General features: G+C 58.2%; 7 protein-coding genes. All 7 read right to left on the bottom strand.

Annotated features, from left to right (window positions below):
- Window positions 1-10 precede the first annotated feature (10 nt).
- Window positions 11-1357, bottom strand: a complete 1347-nt coding sequence (locus tag PLH32_08540; protein HQJ64646.1) for an Ig-like domain-containing protein — start codon at window positions 1355-1357, stop codon at window positions 11-13.
- Window positions 1358-1378: 21 nt separating this feature from the next.
- Window positions 1379-2395, bottom strand: a complete 1017-nt coding sequence (locus tag PLH32_08535; GenBank protein HQJ64645.1) for a PorV/PorQ family protein — start codon at window positions 2393-2395, stop codon at window positions 1379-1381.
- A 16-nt stretch (window positions 2396-2411) separates the two neighbouring features.
- Entirely contained in the window at window positions 2412-4958 is a 2547-nt protein-coding gene (locus tag PLH32_08530; GenBank protein HQJ64644.1) for a TonB-dependent receptor, read from the bottom strand.
- A gap of 115 nt (window positions 4959-5073) precedes the next feature.
- A complete protein-coding gene (locus PLH32_08525) occupies window positions 5074-7365 on the bottom strand; it encodes a DUF4957 domain-containing protein (protein ID HQJ64643.1) in 2292 nt (763 codons plus the stop codon).
- A gap of 107 nt (window positions 7366-7472) precedes the next feature.
- A complete protein-coding gene (locus PLH32_08520) occupies window positions 7473-10868 on the bottom strand; it encodes a DUF4957 domain-containing protein (GenBank protein HQJ64642.1) in 3396 nt (1131 codons plus the stop codon).
- A 99-nt stretch (window positions 10869-10967) separates the two neighbouring features.
- Entirely contained in the window at window positions 10968-15428 is a 4461-nt protein-coding gene (locus PLH32_08515) for a metallophosphoesterase (protein ID HQJ64641.1), read from the bottom strand.
- Window positions 15429-15546: 118 nt separating this feature from the next.
- Complete coding sequence (locus PLH32_08510) at window positions 15547-17268, bottom strand: T9SS type A sorting domain-containing protein (GenBank protein HQJ64640.1); 1722 nt, start codon at window positions 17266-17268, stop codon at window positions 15547-15549.
- Between the last annotated feature and the right edge of the window lie 59 nt (window positions 17269-17327).

Below are 17327 nucleotides of genomic sequence, written 5' to 3'. Positions count from 1 at the left end.
TCCTGCTCGTTTAAAGGGTGAACTTGATGGGATTGACGATAATGGACTCGATGCCGCTGCTGGCCAGGGTTACTTCGGAGAGCAGCGACAGGCTCTGCACATCAAGGATGGCCACCGAGGTCGCCAGAGTCACAAAGATCACATCGCCGGTGGGCGCCGCAGTGACCGATTTACAGGCAGTCGGGAAAGCCCGTGACGCGAGGAGCGCTCCGGTTGCGGCGTCGAATTTGTAGAGCGACTTGCCGGCGCTGACGAAATGGTGCGCGGCGCTGAAGGCGATATCCACGGGTTCGCTTCCAGAGGAAAAGGTGTAGAGTGTCTGCGGAGCGGCGCCGCCGGCATCGGTCCGTTTGACCCTGAGGCCTTTGGCGTCACAAATATAGAGGCCGCCGCTGTAGGGATCCGTGCGAAGCTCTCCCAGGATCAGCTTCTCGACGACAGCGGGCAGCGTCTTTATGGTGGTGCCGTTACCGGCATTGATGAGTACCAGGTCGCGCTTGCTTTGATCCAGCGTGAAGAGGACAGCGCCATCCGTGGAAACCGCCAGCTTGCCAGGATAAAAGGTGGTGATGTATTTGGCATCGAGTGCCAGGGTTTGCAGGTTGATTTTCGAGATCGCTTTGCCGTTGACACTGACGACATAGAGATAATTGCCAGAGACTTCAACCTGCGAGGGATTGGCAGCCACCGCGACGGTCTTCTCGAGAGTGAGGGTGGAGGAGTGAACGAACCCCACCTCGTTCTTGCCGGTGTTGGCCACCGCGACATAGCGGCCGTCCGGGGTGACCACGGCGTCCTCGGGGGCCGAGAATCCGCTGAGACTTCCAGTCAGGCTGTCCAGCCGAGTGAAGCGGCGCAATGAGCCCTCCTTGCGGTCGCGCAGATAGAGCGGGTTGAAACCGCCGATGGAATAGTCGCCGGCCGAGAAAAACCAGCTCGAGGCGACGATGATGCTATCGGCAAAAGCGCCGCCGGCATCGACCTCGATGGTGTTCATATGCGCGTCGCGGATACCGCCGCGCAGCTCAACCGTGTAGATCGTGGCCTTGTCCAGCGGGGCATCGGGCTGGAAAAAGACCGTCGAATCCACCTGAGTGCACGTGCCGGGAAGAGGCGCGCCGGTTAGGCTCTTCAGCACCACCCGGCCGGTGAAGGAGGCCAGGTTCATGGGCTCGGTGAACTGGAACTGGATGGCGGTATTCTGCGGCACGGCCAGAGAGCCGGCCGCGGGGATGATCGCCTTCGCTTTGGGGCGGGTGATCTCGATGGGGGTCACGGGTTCGCGGTTGGGGCAGCCCGTTTGCAGCAGGGCGAGGACCGCCAGGGGGAGAAGCACCCGGATGTGATTTCTTTTCATGATGGCTCTCATTTGACGGAGTTAGAAATTTACGGCCACGGAAAATTGATGGATATTGGAGAACTGGCCGAAATCGGTGTAGGCATAGTCAAAATAGACCTGCCCGAGGAAACTGGCCGGCACCAGCAGCCCGGCACCGGCCGACAGGGTGGCCTCGTCGTAATTGAGGCGGTACCCGGCGCGCAGAGCGAGCATCTTTTTCAGGGTCAGGGTGGTGCCGAGGTTGTGCCGGGTTCCGAAATCGCGGGCGTCGTTGATGGCATAGCTGCCCGACCAGACCACATCGCCGCGATTGATGATATCGGTGGCGACCCCGAGCCGGAAGGTCATCGGCATGTCCCATTCCTTGGTCTCGAGCACGGCGGGGATTTGCTTGTTGGTCGGGCTGCCCGAGACCACATGGGTCACGAGCAGGTCGTTGCCGCTGAACTGCAGGGCCCCGCCGAAGTTGGTGAGGGCGATGCCGATCTTCATGTTGTTGAAGAAGGAGGTCTCGAAGACGCTGCCGATGTCGAAGGCGAAAGCGCCCGCGGTGACCTGAGCCAATTGCTCGCGGATATATTTCAGTTTGCATCCGACCGAGAAACGATCGGTCAGGTTACGCGCCAGAGCGGCGCCGAGTGCGAGGTCGCTGGCGCTGACAACGCGTCCGGTGCCATCCTGCTTGAGCAGGGTGGTCTCCTCGATGTCACCGGAACCGAAGTAGGTGAGGTCCACGCCGGCCGTGAAACCGCCGAACGGCAGGGTGACCGCCACGTTGGTGAAATTGGTTTGCACCAGCCAGCTGGAATGGGAAAAGACCGCACTCGATTTGGGGATGCGACTGATGGTTCCGGGGTTGAACCAGAGGCTGGAGGCATCCTTGGCCAGGGTCAGGTCCGATTCGGCGCTCCCCACGAAGGCAGCGCCCATGGCGACCTTGAGAAAGTTGGCCGCTGAGGTCCCCTTGTAGCTGACACCCTGGGCGAGCACGGATCCGGAAAGGATGGTGGCGGCCGTCCAGAGCGGCAAAATCAGATTCAGGATGGATCTTTTCATGCATCCTCTCCTTGGATCATTCAAGATTAAAGTTCAGGCCAATCTGGTAGCGTCGGCCCGGGCCCCACATGGCAGGGTTATTGGTATAATCATCAGACGTGGTCTCGTTGGTATCGACGCCAGGCTGGCCGGAATCGGCATAGACCCACCAGACATTTTTGTGGTTGAGCAGATTGTTGACCTGGCCGTACAACCGGGCCGTGACCTTGGCCAGGGTTACCTCCTTGAAAAGCATGGCGTCCAGCGAGCTCTGGGTGGGGGAGCGCTCGGCGTTGGGCATGAGGACGTTGAAGGTGTAGGGAAAACCGCTGCTCAGACCGCCCATGAGCGAATAGCCCCAGCGGGCGGGGAATTCCATGGTCACTCCGAAGGAGAGGACATGGGACTGGTCCCAGTCCGCCGGGAAGGTGCGGGCCAGATCCTGAGCCTGCGAAAAAACCAGCGAACTGCTCACCAGAGCGCGCGAATAGGTATAATTGAGGAAGCCGGTAAAATTGTCGCTCATCCGCTTGGTCAAGGAGAGTTCGACACCCTTGACGGTGGCGAAGTTGATGTTGTCGAAGATCGGATACTTTTGGGCCTTGACAATATCGCCGGAAGTCAGATACCCCTCGGCGATGACAATACCGATGAGGTTCGAGGTCTTGCGGTAAAATCCAGTGATGTCGGCGGAAAGCTTGGGGGCCAGCTGCATCTGAACGCCGAATTCGTAATTGATGGTTTTCTCTTCCTGGATATCCCCCTTGGCGATGGCGCCCTGAACCGAATTGACATTGGGGGCCGGGTACATCGAATACTCGCGGTTGCTTCCCTGGAAGGCCTTGTAGAAATCGGGATATTGGTAGTAATGACCGTAGCCGAAGCGAAAGGCCGCGGCATCAGAGATCGGATAGCTGATGCCGAAGCGCGGGCTGATGTACTGGCGCGGCTTGACCTTGCCGATCTTCCCGTCCGGGGATTTGATGTCCACGACGAAATCGCGGTTGGGATCGATATAATCATAGCGCAAACCGACGTTGATCACCATACCGATGTCGTCGAACTCCATCTTATCGTTGACATAGGCGTAGAACTTTTTCGGCTCAAAGTAATAATCCTCGTAGGCATCGCCGCCGTTGGGGTTGCGGCGCTGCAGCGAAGTCTTGATGCTGGAGAGCGAAAGGCCGCTGGAGAGATAGTGCTGCCGGGAGATCTGGCTGTTGAAGGAGCCCTGCGCCTCGATCTTGTCATAATAGCTGTCAAAATAGACCCAGTTTTCGCCGGCGACCGAAAACTCGGCGGTGAGAATTTCAGGCCGGACCTGATAGAGCGCGAGGTCGGAAAAGACACGCGAGCTGTAGCCGCGGCGGTACTTCGAGACAGCCAGGTCCGCGAAAGTCCGGGGCGAAAAAACATGGGTCAGCTTGAGGTAGCCAAGATAGTCGTTGAGGGTGACGCGCGGAGTGCCGTAGGGGTTGTACTTAAAAAAGTGGTCATACACACCCTGCTTGGTCTCGGCGGCATAATAGCCGAGGCGGATCTTGAGGGGTTTGCTCACCTGCCAGATCGCCTTGCCGAAGGCCATGCGGGTGTCGCGGTAGGCCATGGGCACCACCTCGGGCGTGCCGCTCTTGTCGGTGCCGCGCGAATCGACCCAGTTGGGGTAGAGGTAGCCGTTGATGTAGCCGTCGGTGGAATAGGCCCGGGCCGAGGAGGTGAGGGTGAAATTTTTGACACCGGGCACGGGCCCGCTGACCGCCGCCTCGACATTGTACTCCTTCTGGCTGCCCGATTTCTTGCCGAAATTGTCGGTCAGGAGCGCCGCCTGGGCTTTCCAGCGGCTGGCGAGATTGTCCTGGGGCTGCATGAGAATCACGCCGGACATGGCCTCACCGTATTGGGGTCCGAACGTGCCGGTCAGGGTCTGCAGGGACTGGAGGGTGTACTGGCCGAGCACGTCGAGATTATACCCGCCCCAGAGACCGTCGTTGACGGTGATGCCGTCGAAGAGATAGAGGGTTTCGTTGGTGCGGCCGCCGCGGAAATGGAGACCGTCGTTGGGGATGGTCGCGAACTGGCCGAAGACCGGCTGGGAGTTGATCGGGGTGGTGCTGATGTCGCGGGTGATGCCCGCCTGTTTGGTGAAAAGGTCGCGGATCGACATCTGCGCCGGCATCATTTCAATATCGCTGAGATCCAGTCCCTGCATCTTGGAGGTCAGGTCTTTCTGAACCGCCGGCCGGGTGTATTGAATCACCACCTCGGGCATCTCGATCATGGTGGACTGGAGCGAAAAGTTGAGCCGGGTGGTCAGCCCCGCCTCGACTTTGACCTTGTCGATGCGTTTCGAGCCATAGCCCACGGCGCTGGCCTTGAGGCTGTAGGTTCCGGGCGGGATGTTGATGATGAAATACTCGCCCTCGACGCTGGCGGCTGCACCCATTGCGGTCCCGTCGATGATGATATTGGCACCGATGATCGGCTCTTTTTTCTCATCGATGATCTTGCCGGAGATTTTGCCTGTCGTCTGGGCCAGCAGCAATCCCGGCAAAATGGAGAGGAAGAAAAGCAGTTTGGATTTCACAGGAGCGTACTCCTTTTGGCTGATAGCGTTGGTCGAAAGTCCTGAAACAGGAGAGGCCGCCGGGCCGGGAGCAGCGACAGCTGAATTGCGCTGCTCCTGGCCCGGACGGATTCATTCATTTGAGCAGCAGCATCCGCCTGGTAGCGGCCGCGCTCTCCGTCACCAGACGGTAGAGATAAAGACCGCTGGGCCGGTCGGCTGCATTCCACTGCACTTTGTGGAGGCCGGCGGACAGCACGCCATCGGCCAGTGTGGCCACCTCCTCGCCGAGCATATTGTAGACCTTGAGGGTGATCCGCTGCGCGACGGGGAGCGTGAAATGGATGGTCGTCACTGGATTGAAGGGATTGGGCATGTTCTGGGCGAGCGTGAACTCTGCGGGCAGACTCTTTTGTTCTGTGCAGTTCACGCCGGTCGTCACCGGCCACCAGCGGTCATCGCCGAGATAGATCGGTGCGCCGTCTTCACTGAAGAGGATGGCCGGCGAATCCAGAGCATAATGAAAGTTGCCGTTCGCCGGATCCGCGAATCCGGGATCTCCCTGGGGCACGACGTTGATGAGCTGGAAATCGGTGGCGCCGTAGCTCATATCGATGTCGCGGGTGTTGAGGTAGAGGAAATTCTCGACCTTGGAGTGGGTGCCGTAGATCTTGGTGGGGGCGTAGCTGGTGTTGAGCTCGGGGAGGACCACCAAAGAGTTGGTGAGCACGGAGTAGTCGATGTAGTGGGCGATGAGGTTGTAGCTACCGCAGTCATAGACGGTGAGCTTGTTGAAGGTGACCTCGGGGTCCTTGGTCTCCATTTTGGAATCGGCGGCATCGACGTAAATGGCCTCGGCGTTGATATCCCAGAAGGTGCAGTTGTCGGCCTTGAAGACGTTGACCGAGCCGGTGGCGGTCTGGGGGGATTTAAAGCTGATGCCCATCTTGACGATATGGGCGAAGTAGCAATTCTGGATCAGGCAGCTGTCCACAACCGCGGTGGGATCGCCGAAGATGCCATAGCCGGTGGATCCGGAGGCATTACCGAAGTTGAGCAGATCGCTTTCCAGGACAGCGAGATTATAGCCTGAGGTCTGCGGTTTGATGGTAATGCCGGTGGTGGTGGGCACGCCGCCGAGGGCGCCATCGAGGACGAGGCCCTTGAGGGTCAAGCCGGCGGAGACTTCGATCATGGCGTCGGTGGCATCGGAGCTGAGGACCGGTTTTTGCACCAGTTCGTCCGCGGCCTTGATGGTGATCTTTTTGTCGACGATCAGTTTGGCGGATTCATGATAGACGCCGCCGTTGCTGGTGAGGATCAGGGTCTGGCCATCGACGGCTGCCGCGAGGGCGGCGGAGAGGACATTCTCGCCGGCTGCGAGGTAGACTGTCTCCGGGGCGGATTTCGGCCACCAGCGGTCATCGCCGAGATAGATGGTCGAGCCATCTTCGCCAACCAGCACGGCTGGTGAGGTCGCCGGGTAGGAAAAGTTGCCGTTCGCCGCATCTGCGAATCCGGGATTTTCCTGGGGCAGGACATTGATGAGCTGAAAGTCGGTGGCGCCGTAGCTCATATCGATGTCGCGGGTGTTGAAATAGAGGAAATTCTCGACCTTGGAGTGGGTGCCGTAGATCTTGGTGGGGGCGTAGCTGGTGTTGAGCTCGGGGAGGACCACCAAAGAGTTGGTGAGCACGGAGTAGTCGATGTAGTGGGCGATGAGGTTGTAGCTACCGCAGTCATAGACGGTGAGCTTGTTGAAGGTGACCTCGGGGTCCTTGGTCTCCATTTTGGAGTCGAAGGCATCGATATAGATGGCCTCGGAGTTCATATCCCAGAAGGTGCAGTTGTCAGCCTTGAAGACGTTGACCGAGCCGGTGGCGGTCAGGGGGTCATTGAAGCTGATGCCCATGTCGAGGATGTGGGCGAAGGTGCAGTTCTGGATGAGGACGGTGTCGACGACCGAGCTGGGGACGCCGAAAATGCCGAAGCCTTTGGAGTGGTCAGCATTATCCAGATTGATAAAATCACTGTTTAGGACCGTCAGATTGTAGCCGGAGGTATTGGGGGAGTTGGTGATACCCACCGCGGTTGGGACCGCGCCCTGCGCGCCATCGAGGATGACACCTGCAAGGGTAAAATCCGCTGAGAACTGGATCATTGCATCGGCGGCGCCGGAGACCAGCAGCGGCTTCTGGACAAGTCCGCTGGCTGCGCGGATGGTCAGCGGTTTGTCGATGACCAGTTTGGCGGTTTCAGTGTAGAGACCGCCATTGGTCGTCAATTCGATGATATCGCCCGCCGACGCAGCCGCACAGGCTGCAGCGAGGCCATCGGTGCCCGCGGGCACCGGAACAACTGTTTGGGACAGGAGCGGGGCATAGAGGAACAACAGGAAAAGCGGCAGCAGCAGAGTAAATTTTTTCACGGCAGACCTCACGGTTAAAGAGTGATGGATCCAGGAGCCGGGTGAGTTTGGTTTCAATCAAGGGGGCGCGCCTGTACAGGGTCGACGCGCCCCCCCACCCCGCCAATTTATTTCAGGAAAACCATTTTCCTAATCTGGTCAAAGGAACCTGATTGCAAACGGTAGTAATAGAGGCCGCTCGGAAGAGCAGCGGCATCGAACAGGACCTCATAACGGCCGGGCTGTTTCATCCCGTCGGCCAGGGTCATCACTTCGCGGCCGAGCAGATCGTAGATCTTGAGGGCCACCTTGCCCGCGACCGGCAAGCTGTAGGCGATTTTGGTCGCGGGATTGAAGGGATTGGGATAATTTTGCGATAACTGATACTCGCCCGGCACGCCGACTGGATCCTGCAGCAGGCCGGTATTGATCGGGCGATCATAGCGCGTCCCCTTGGCATCGAGGGTCAGGCTGTCGATAATAACTCCGTTCAGATCGATGCTTTCAAAGTGCATCTTGTCACCATCGACCTGGAACTTGACATAGTTGACAACCGATCTGGTCTTGCCCACCCACCAGCCGGACTGTTCACCATAGGTCGCGGCACCGAAGCTGCCAACCAGCATCTGCAGCCGGCCCTGGCCGGGGGCGCTGCCGTATTCGGCAACTGCCGACGAATCCGAGACATTCAGGTTGATCGGCTTGGAGCGGGTATAGGTGTGGTCATGGCCGTTGAGGATGACATCGACGCCATAATCATCAAAGGTCTTCCACCAGTATGGAATGGCGGAGTCCATCTCGCCGGCATGTCCGCCGCTGGTGAAAAAGGGCGCGTGAAAATAGACCACGGTCCAGGTGGCCTTGTTCTTGGCGAGCAGATTTTTAAGATAGGTCCACTGCGTTGACAGCGACGCTTCCGATAACAGGCAGATAAACAGAGTATTCCCCTGCTGGAAAGAGTACCACTTTTCATTTCCCGGCAGGACCAGTTGGTTCATCACCGCGTTTCCTGACTCAGTGTCATAGTAGAGGTGGTTGCCATGGGTGTAATAGGTCAAGGTCTTTTCCAGATACTCCCGGCCCCACGTATAGTATTTCTCCCATAATCCGGGATACAGGGAGTTGTCAATGATGTCACCGACATTGATATAAAAATCGGCCTTTTCGGCGGCAGCCATTGAGGAGATTTTCTGGAAATTTTCAGTGCCCGCCTGGCAATCCGCGCCGACGATAAAGCTGAATTTGGTCGAGAGGGTGTCACAGGCGGTCGTGAAGGACCTGCGCTGTCCCCATAATTCATTGAACTTGAATGAATAATAGATCGTGGACTGCGGTTTCAGGCCCGGGAAGGTGTAGTCGAAGAGATACTCGGGCTGGTCGCCCAGCTGGTAATTGTCATGACGAAAACCCGGAAAGGCGCCTTGCTCGTAGGCCTCGGTGTAACCCCAGCGGATGGAGTCGGCTGTATTATAATTTTTCCAGGTGATGGTCAAGCCTTTCAGCGAATTGCGTTTGGTGCCCCAGTGGATGTTGGTGGGCAGGTTGATGTGCGGCCACCAGCGATCGGCGCCGAGGCACAGGAAATTGCCATCTTCCAGGAAGAGCACAGCGGGGGAGTGAACGGTATAGGAAAAGTCACCATTCTGCGGGTCCTTGAGTCCGGGATCTCCCTGTGGCACGACATTGACGAGTTGAAAGTCGGTGGCGCCGTAGCTCATATCGATGTCGCGGGTGTTGAAATAGAGAAAATTCTCAACTTTGGAGTGGGTGCCGTAGATCTTGGTGGGGGCATAGCCGGTGTTGAGCTCGGGGAGGACCACCAAAGAGTTGGTGAGCACGGAGTAGTCGATGTAGTGGGCGATGAGGTTGTAGCTACCGCAGTCATAGACGGTGAGCTTGTTGAAGGTGACCTCGGGGTCCTTGGTCTCCATTTTGGAGTCGAAGGCATCGATGTAGATGGCCTCGGAGTTCATATCCCAGAAGGTGCAGTTATCGGCCTTGAAGACGTTGACCGAGCCGGAAGCAGTCAGGGGGTCGTTAAAGCTGATGCCCATGTCGAGGATGTGCGCGAAGAAGCAGTTCTGGATGAGGACGGTGTCGACGACCGAGCTGGGGACGCCGAAGATGCCGAAGCCGGTGGTCTGGCTCTTGTTGCAAAAGTTGAGGAAATCGGTGTCCTGGACCCTGAGGTTATAGCCGTTGGTATTCGGGGCATTGGTGATACCGATGGCGGTCGAGTCGGCGCCCTGCGCGCCATCGAGGATGACACCTGCAAGGGTAAAATCCGCCGAGAACTGGATCATCGCATCGGCGGCGCCCGAGGTCAGCACGGGCCGCTGCTTCAGTCCATCGGCGGCGCGGATGGTGAGCGGCTTGTCGATCACCATTTTATGGGTATTATCATAGCGCCCGCCGTCCGACACCAACATGATGGTCTGGCCGGCGACGGCCGCGGCCACGGCATCGGAGAGGGTGTTTGTGCCGGCGAAGACAAAGACGTATTCGGAATTATTTTCCGGCCACCAGCGGGGATCGCCCAGGCTTTTGCCGTCATCACCGGATCCGATCGCCGGCGAGCCGGTCATCAGGGTGAAATTGCCGCTGACCGCACTGGCATAGAGGGGATCAACCCCGGCCCAGATATTGGTTAGCTGGTTCTCCAGCGCTCCGGCCTCGAGGGTGACTGCATCCAGGCCATTATACAGGAGGTTGCTGATGCGGGAGTTCGGGCCATCGAGGAAGCAAACCGTGCCCGGCGAGGTCCCGGTGTTGGTGATAATTGAATTTTTGATGACCGCGCCGTCTATATCACGGGGGTAGATATTGCCGTTGGCTGCGTCATGAATGGTCACGTGATCGACGACAAATTCGGCCTGCGGACTGGCATCGATGGCCGTCGACTGAAAATAGAGGGCATACCCGCCGATGTTCCAGAAGGTCGAGTTGGTGCAGAAGAAATGCCGGACCTGGCCCGGAGCAATGGCACCGCCGCTGAACTGAAGAGCCTGTTTGGTGATGTGCGAGAAGGTACAGCCGTCGACCAGCAGCGTATCCAGCTGATTGGAATCCTCGCCATAAACGGCATAGTCAAAATTGACGAAATCGCAGTTGCGGATCTTGAGATTATAATCCAGCTTCAGGGTATACCATTCGGGTTCGGCACCGCGGATACCGACCTCACGGGCGCCACCAGCAACGGTTCCATCAATGAGTATACCTTCGAGAGTGAGATCATCCGCTGTCTGAATCAGGGCCCATCCGCCGGAAGCGTACCAGTGAGGTTTTGTTTTCAGGCCGGCTGCGGCGCGGATCGTAATGGGTTTGCCTTTAGTGATGACGAGATCGTTCCCCTCAATGTACTCGCCGCCATCGGTGGTCAGCTCGATAATGTCACCAGCCGCTGCCGATTCGTAGGCGGTGGAGATGGCATCCGACCCGGCCGGCACCTGATGCAGGGTCTGGGCGAAAAGGGAGGAACAAAGTAGAAGCAGAAATCCCAGCAAGTAGAGATGTAATCTGGTCATGGTTAACCTCACATATGGGTTTCAGCCTGCAGGTTAATGATGGGTGCAGCGGGTTCTCCCAGCCAGGCTGTTTCTGCTGGGAGGGCTGCGGATACGCTCTTACTTGAGCAGAACCATTTTGCGCAGCGAAGAAAAGTGATCGGCCTGGATTTTGTAGAAATAGACGCCGCCGGACCACTGGGCGCCGTTCAGGTCGATCGTATGATACCCCGCCCGCATTTTTTGATCCACCAGCACCGCCATCTCCTGTCCGAGGGCATTGTAGACGACGATCCGGACCTGGCTCTCCTTCGGGAGAGCATAGGTGATGGTGGTTTGGGGATTGAAGGGATTGGGATAGTTTTGCTTCAGTTCAAATTGCACCGGCAGAGCGTTCGCCTGCTCCGCCTCGACACTCGTAGGCAGGGTGTAGAGCCAGATGGAGGTAGCGCCGAGCGGTGAGTAGTTGGGCACCTCATCGTAGGCGAACACGGCGTAGTAGTTTTTCTGGTAGAGCATCGCGGTGGAATCGACACAGCTCTCGGCCGGGCCCTGATAGATGACATCGCCGTCGTTGATATTCGCCGGGAAGCGGTCGGTCCGGCGTAGCACGATGACGCCCTGGAAATCGGGCGCCGGCGAAATTTCGCCGGTGAGTTTGATATCGTCGATCTCGGCAAAGCCGCTGCCGGCGTTGGAGGAGGGGATGATAAAGTCGAGCCGGGCCATGTTTTCGAGATCGAAGGAGCGGTCCATATTGGCGTGCCAGGTCAGCGCCGAGAAGAGCCGCAGATCGAGGACCGCGTGTTTCCACTCTTTGGAGGTTAAATTCACGGACTCGGAATACCACCAGTCATCATTTTTGCCATTGCGGTCGTTGTCCTGCTCGGCGATGAGGCGCAGGGCCCGGTTCGAACCGTCGCCGCGGTACCAGAAATCGAGATACGGCGTGGAACTGATGTTGGGGAACCCGGGCAGCGAGAGGACCCCCGCATATTGATCCCAGGCGACGGTGATGGCGTAATTGATGCGCAGGGCATTGCCATGGCCCTCGGCGCCGGGCACGATCTCAAGTGATCCTGTGGCCGTACCGTCATTCTCGCCAACAAAACCCTCGATGCCGGTTTCAAAGGTCGCCAATGGCACCTCAACATGCAAGGGATCGATCGGATTCTGCCAGCCAAGCTGCAGCTTGTACCGGTTGAGCAGGGTACCGGTCAGCGAAGTGACGGCCGGTGGTGCGACGACATCGGCGACGACGCTGATCTTGCCGCGCGAGAAGCGTTTGACGGGTGGATTCTGGGTATCCCGGATCACCGCATAAACATAGTAGGATCCAGGTGTGACATGGGAGACGTCCCAATCGAAATAATTCAGCGAGTCATCTTCGCTAATGTTTTCAGCGATCAGTTCGCCGGGGCTGTTGACGTCCGCGGTATAATAGAGGTTGATTTTGGCGTCGTCATCCGGATCCGAATCCACCCAGCGGAGACGATAGAGGTCGCTGCTGCTGTCCTCGATGCCGTCGGGTTCAGAGATATAGATGGTCGGCGGCGGTGTGCTGCTGGTGGTAAAGGTCGCGGAGTAAAAGATCGCACCGGTGGTGTCCCGGGCCGAGAGGGTGATCAGGTCGCCGTTATTGCTGACATCGACGGTCGAAAAACCCGGCTGTTTGGAGTAGAACATGCTGTAGGGTTTGTCAACCAGATTGAGGTCGGTGTCATAGAGGCTGAGGTTGGCACAGCCGGGACGGACGTAATTGACGCCGGCCTTATAGAGATGCTCAAAACTGTGGTCGTCGCCTGCAAAGGCGATGATGCGCTTGCCCTGCGCGGCATACTTTTCATACAACGGCAGCAGGTTCTCTTTTTCGGTGGCCGACCACTGGCCATGGTAGGCGGTGGAGAGGACATTGGTGTGGGAGAAGATAAAGATCCATTTGGTATCGGCGTTTTTGATCTCCTCTTCGAGCCAGGCGAGCTGCAGCGATCCGGCAAGATAGGAGGGGCTGTAGTCATCGCCGTTGCTGTTGATGGCAATGATCTTGACGTCGCCGTATTCCATGCTGTAGTAGGCTTCAGGGGTCTCGCCGTTTTCGGGATGAGTCGGCAGCGAGAAATAATCGTAATAGGTCGACGGACCGAAGGCGGTTTCATGGTTGCCGACGGAGCTGATCACGGTGATATGGTCGAGCAAGGGTTTGCCCGGGGTGAAAAAGCCGCCGTTCCACTCGTCGCGCACGCTGCCGTCATTGACAAAATCGCCGATGAAGACCGTCAGGTCGATCGAATCCTGCGGCGCCCGTTTGGCGATCCCCTGCCAGAGGTTGTAATGGTTTTCGTGGATATCGCTCATGGTCATGAGGCGGAAGGGTGTGCCGCGCTCCGGCGCGGTTTTAGCCTGGTTGATATCGACGCTGATGTCGGTGCCATTACCGACGCGATAGTAGTAGGTGGTGAAGGGCTGCAGACCGGTGAGGGTGACCTCATGCATGATGCCTTCGCCGGCGATGAGCCAGCCCTCCGGACCAGTCACGGTCGTACCCAGCTCCGGCGTGAGGCCATATTCAACGATCGAAGAGGGTGGATCATTCTCCAGGGTTTCCCAGACGATGCGCACCGAGGAGGTGGTCGGGGACATGCTGGCGGGACCCTTGACCAGCTGCAGTTCATTGGATTTCTGGGTGGAAACGCCCCAACGCGGGTCGCCTATGGTCGAGCCGTCATCGCCGAAACCGACCGCCGGAGAGTTGCTGTAGAGCATGAAATTGCCCGATTCCGGATCGATGAAGAGGGGATCGACGCTGAGCAGATTCTCGCTCTTGCCGGTATGGAGGTTGATTTTCAGATTGAAATAGAGGGAATTTTTTACCAGCGAATGGTCGCCATAGAGATAAAAGGCGGTGCCTTTGACTGTCGAGGCGGCGGCGATGGTGTTCTTGATCAGGGCCTTGTCGATATAATGGGCCAGGAGGCCGTAGGTATCGAAGGCGTCATAAAAGGTGCAGTGATCGATGAGGTAAACCGGACCGGGGGTAGCCAGATTGGCGTCATGATCGCGGATGTAGACCGCATCATCGCCGATCTTGGCCATGGTCGAGTTGACCAGGTGGAAGTATTTCACGGTGCCGATTTGGGGTGCGGTGCGTCCGCCTAGATAGATGCCCTCGCGGGCAATCCGGGTAAAATAGCAGCCCGAGATGACCAGCGAGTCCACTTCGCCCTGATAGAGGCCGTCATAGATGGCATGGCCGGTCGTGCTGCTCTCGCCGCCAAAGTTGGACAGTTCACAGTCGGTCAGGATCAGATTGTAGCCGCTCGAATCCGTGGCAATGCCGCCGGCCGCCAGGAGCGCGCCCTTGCCGCCGTTGAGGTTGACGCCGGTAAGGGTGAGCCCCGCCTGGGTGCGGATCAGGTAGCCGCCGTCATCGGAGGTCCAGACCGGGGCATGGATGCTGGTTTCGGAGGGTTGAATGGTGAGCGGTTTGTCGATGACCACCGTCGTTGACTCGACGTAGAGCCCGCCGTCGCTGGTTAACTCGATGATGTCGCCCGGGTTGGCCGCGGCTACAGCCGCGGAGATCTGGTCTCTGCCCGCAGCGATATAGATGCGGCCGGAGAGCCTGGGCCACCAGCGCGAATCGCCAAGGGTCTTGCCGTCGGTGCCGGCATGAAAGGCCGGCGTGCCTTCCAACAGGGTGAGGTCACCAGCTGCGGCGGCGGTGAAGAGGGGATCTACATTATCGAGGAACCCGGTGTAGGTGGCGCCGGTCCCGGAGACCGGGGCATTGAACACCAGGGTGTTTTCAACGGTGCCACCGTAGAGGTTGAAGGACTGCCCGCCACTGATCGTGCCATCTGTGACGAAGAGGGTGTTGCGAATGCTGACGTCGGTGACGCCGCTGTTGGTGCGGATGCGCTGGCAATTGTAAAAGGTTACATGGTCCAGCTCCAGGCGCGGGCTCACCGAGGGTGAGGACTTGCTGTAGAAATAGATCGAAGGTTCGGTTTTTTTCATGTCCATGAAGGTGGAGTTGCGGATGGAGAGCCGCTTGACGACACCGGGATCAATGGTGCCGGCCGGAAAATAGAGGGCCCGGTTGGCGGCCTTTTTGAAGAGCGAGTTGACGATGACCAGGGAATCAAAGGCGGAAGAGGAGCTTCCGTAAATCATATATTCGAATCCCTGCAGGGTGCTGTTGACAATTTTGATGGAATAGCCGGCGCTTCCGGAGGTGTTAATCGCCCTTTTCCCGGCTTCCTGCCCGTCGAGGGTGAGCCCCTCCATGATCAGCGTGCCGGCAACGGTCATGAAAGGCGAGGCGTCGCACCGCCAAACCGGTGAGACGATCCCGGCGGCCGCGCGGATGGTAATCGCCTTGCCGGCGGTGATTTCCAGAGGCGCACTCTCGGAATAGGTTCCTCCGGAAGTGACCAGCTCTAGGATATCACCGGCGGCAGCGGCCTGATAGGCTGCCGAGATGGCGCCCGGCCCCGCTTCGACTTGATGTACCGTCTGCGCAAACGAGGTTACGGCAAGGATGAACAGGAAATAAAGCAGGAAGCAGAAGGTCTTTCTCATCATCGATTCTCCTCTGTTGATAGTCCTTGATGTCCGTTCACGCCGAGCCACCCCTGGCGAAAAGGTACATGCGACTGGCAGGGATGACCCTCCCTGCCAGTCCATGAAACTGCTCACTTTATTTGATCAACATCATCTTGCGGATTTCACGCGCGCCGGCACTTTCCAGAGTGCAGAAGTAAATGCCGCTGGGGAGATCCTTGCCGTTGAAAGTCACGAGGTGCTCGCCGGCGGTGAAGAGGCCGTCAGCCAAAGAGGCAACCTGCTTGCCGAGCACATCGAAGACGCGAATCCGGACAATGCCCTGTGCCGGCAAGGCGAAACGGATCCGGGTCTCGGGATTGAAGGGATTGGGATAATTCTGATGCAACGTTAGGCTGGCGGGAACGCCGACCGCCGGCCGGGTGGCGACGCCAGTCGAACCGCTGAGATTAAGGACAAAACCGGCCACGCCGGGCATCGAGGCATAATCCGCGCGCCAGGGTGCAAGGTTTTCGCCGGCATAGATCATGATGGCGATCTTGTCCGGCTGCTGGAAATTCTGCAGATAACGGGGATTGAGCAGCTGGGCCTTTGGGATGGCCATCTCGACATCGTTGCTGAGGGCATTCCAGGCCACCCAGGCGCCGCGTAGGGAATCGACGACCTCGAAATCCCAGCCGTTACCCGCCTGTTTGTGCTCCCAGACGGCCTGGGGATAGCCGCCGACCGAGGCGTAAACGGAGTCGGGAGGATAGGCCTGGACGAAAAAGTCGTAGCCGCTCCCCCACCAGCCCCAGGTCAAACCAGTGGTATCAGCCGCACCCGGATCCACTGAGATATAGGCTGCGATGGCGGCGCCGCCATGATAGGAGGTATCGTTGGGCACATTGGTCAGGTTGGCGATCGAATTCATCTTGATCCGGAGATAGACAAAATCGGCATCGTCGGTGGCGTAAACATCGTCGATGTCGAGATCAGCAAAGTAGCTGGGGACGGCGGGATTGGGACAGTCCGGGTCGCCGGCATCGAAGGTTTTCTCTTCCTGGGTGGCCGGGGTGTCGAGTTGCATCTCGGCGGTCCAGTCAAAAAAGAGGCCGTCGATGGCGATGGGGCCGGGCTTTTTCATGGCCACCTTGAAGCCGGCCACACCGGGATTGCTGGCGTAATCCGCGCGCCAGGGCGCAAGGTTCTCGCCGGCGTAGACCATCACCGCGATCGTATCCGGACGGACGAAATCGGCGAGGAAGTGGGGGCTGAACAACTGCTGTTTGGGCACCGAGAACTCCACCTCGTTATTGGTGGCGTTCCAGGCCACCTTGCAGCCGATAGTGGAATCGGCGGGAACGAAATCCCAGCCGTTTCCGGCTTGCTTGTGTTCCCAGAGATACTGATCATAATGGGTTGAATTGACGACCACACTGTCCGCCGGGTAGACCTGGACAAAATAGTCATAGCCGCTGCCCCACCAGCCCCAGGTCAAGCCGGTGATATCCGACCAGCCGGGATCAACGGAGATGTAGACGGCCAGCGCCGCACCGCCGTGATAGGAGGTGTCGTTGGGTACATTGGTGAGATTGGCCACCGGATTCATCTTGATCCGGAAATAGACGAAATCCGCATCATCGGTGGCGAACACATCGTCGATGTCGAGATCGGCGAAATAGCTCGGCACGGCGGGATTGGGACAATCGGGATCGCCCATGTCAAAGGTCAACTCCTGCGCCTGGGGGGCGACGTCCAGCTGTGTGGCATTATCCCAGTCGAAGAAGAGGCCGTCGATGGTGATCTGCGCTGTAGCAGGCTGCTGTAAAAGCAGCATGCTGAGCAAGGTCAAACAAAAGAGCAGTGTTTTTTTCATGTTTCCCTCACAAGTGAAGATTAGGGTGATGCCTCTCCATTAAAGCAACAATAATCTCC

The sequence above is a fragment of the bacterium genome, from assembly GCA_035419245.1.
In the GTDB taxonomy this organism is placed as follows: Bacteria; Zhuqueibacterota; Zhuqueibacteria; order Residuimicrobiales; family Residuimicrobiaceae; genus JAKPUX01.
The sequence above is the reverse complement of the archived record's forward strand: the minus strand, read 5'-3'. Positions and strand labels throughout refer to the sequence as shown.

Bases quoted from the DNA above. Each gene is read 5' to 3' on its own strand.
- PLH32_08535 (HQJ64645.1), bottom strand. From the start codon at position 2,395: ATGAAAAGATCCATCCTGAATCTGATTTTGCCGCTCTGGACGGCCGCC.
- PLH32_08510 (HQJ64640.1), bottom strand. From the start codon at position 17,268: ATGAAAAAAACACTGCTCTTTTGTTTGACCTTGCTCAGCATGCTGCTT.
- PLH32_08515 (HQJ64641.1), bottom strand. From the start codon at position 15,428: ATGAGAAAGACCTTCTGCTTCCTGCTTTATTTCCTGTTCATCCTTGCC.
- PLH32_08540 (HQJ64646.1), bottom strand. From the start codon at position 1,357: ATGAAAAGAAATCACATCCGGGTGCTTCTCCCCCTGGCGGTCCTCGCC.
- PLH32_08520 (HQJ64642.1), bottom strand. From the start codon at position 10,868: ATGACCAGATTACATCTCTACTTGCTGGGATTTCTGCTTCTACTTTGT.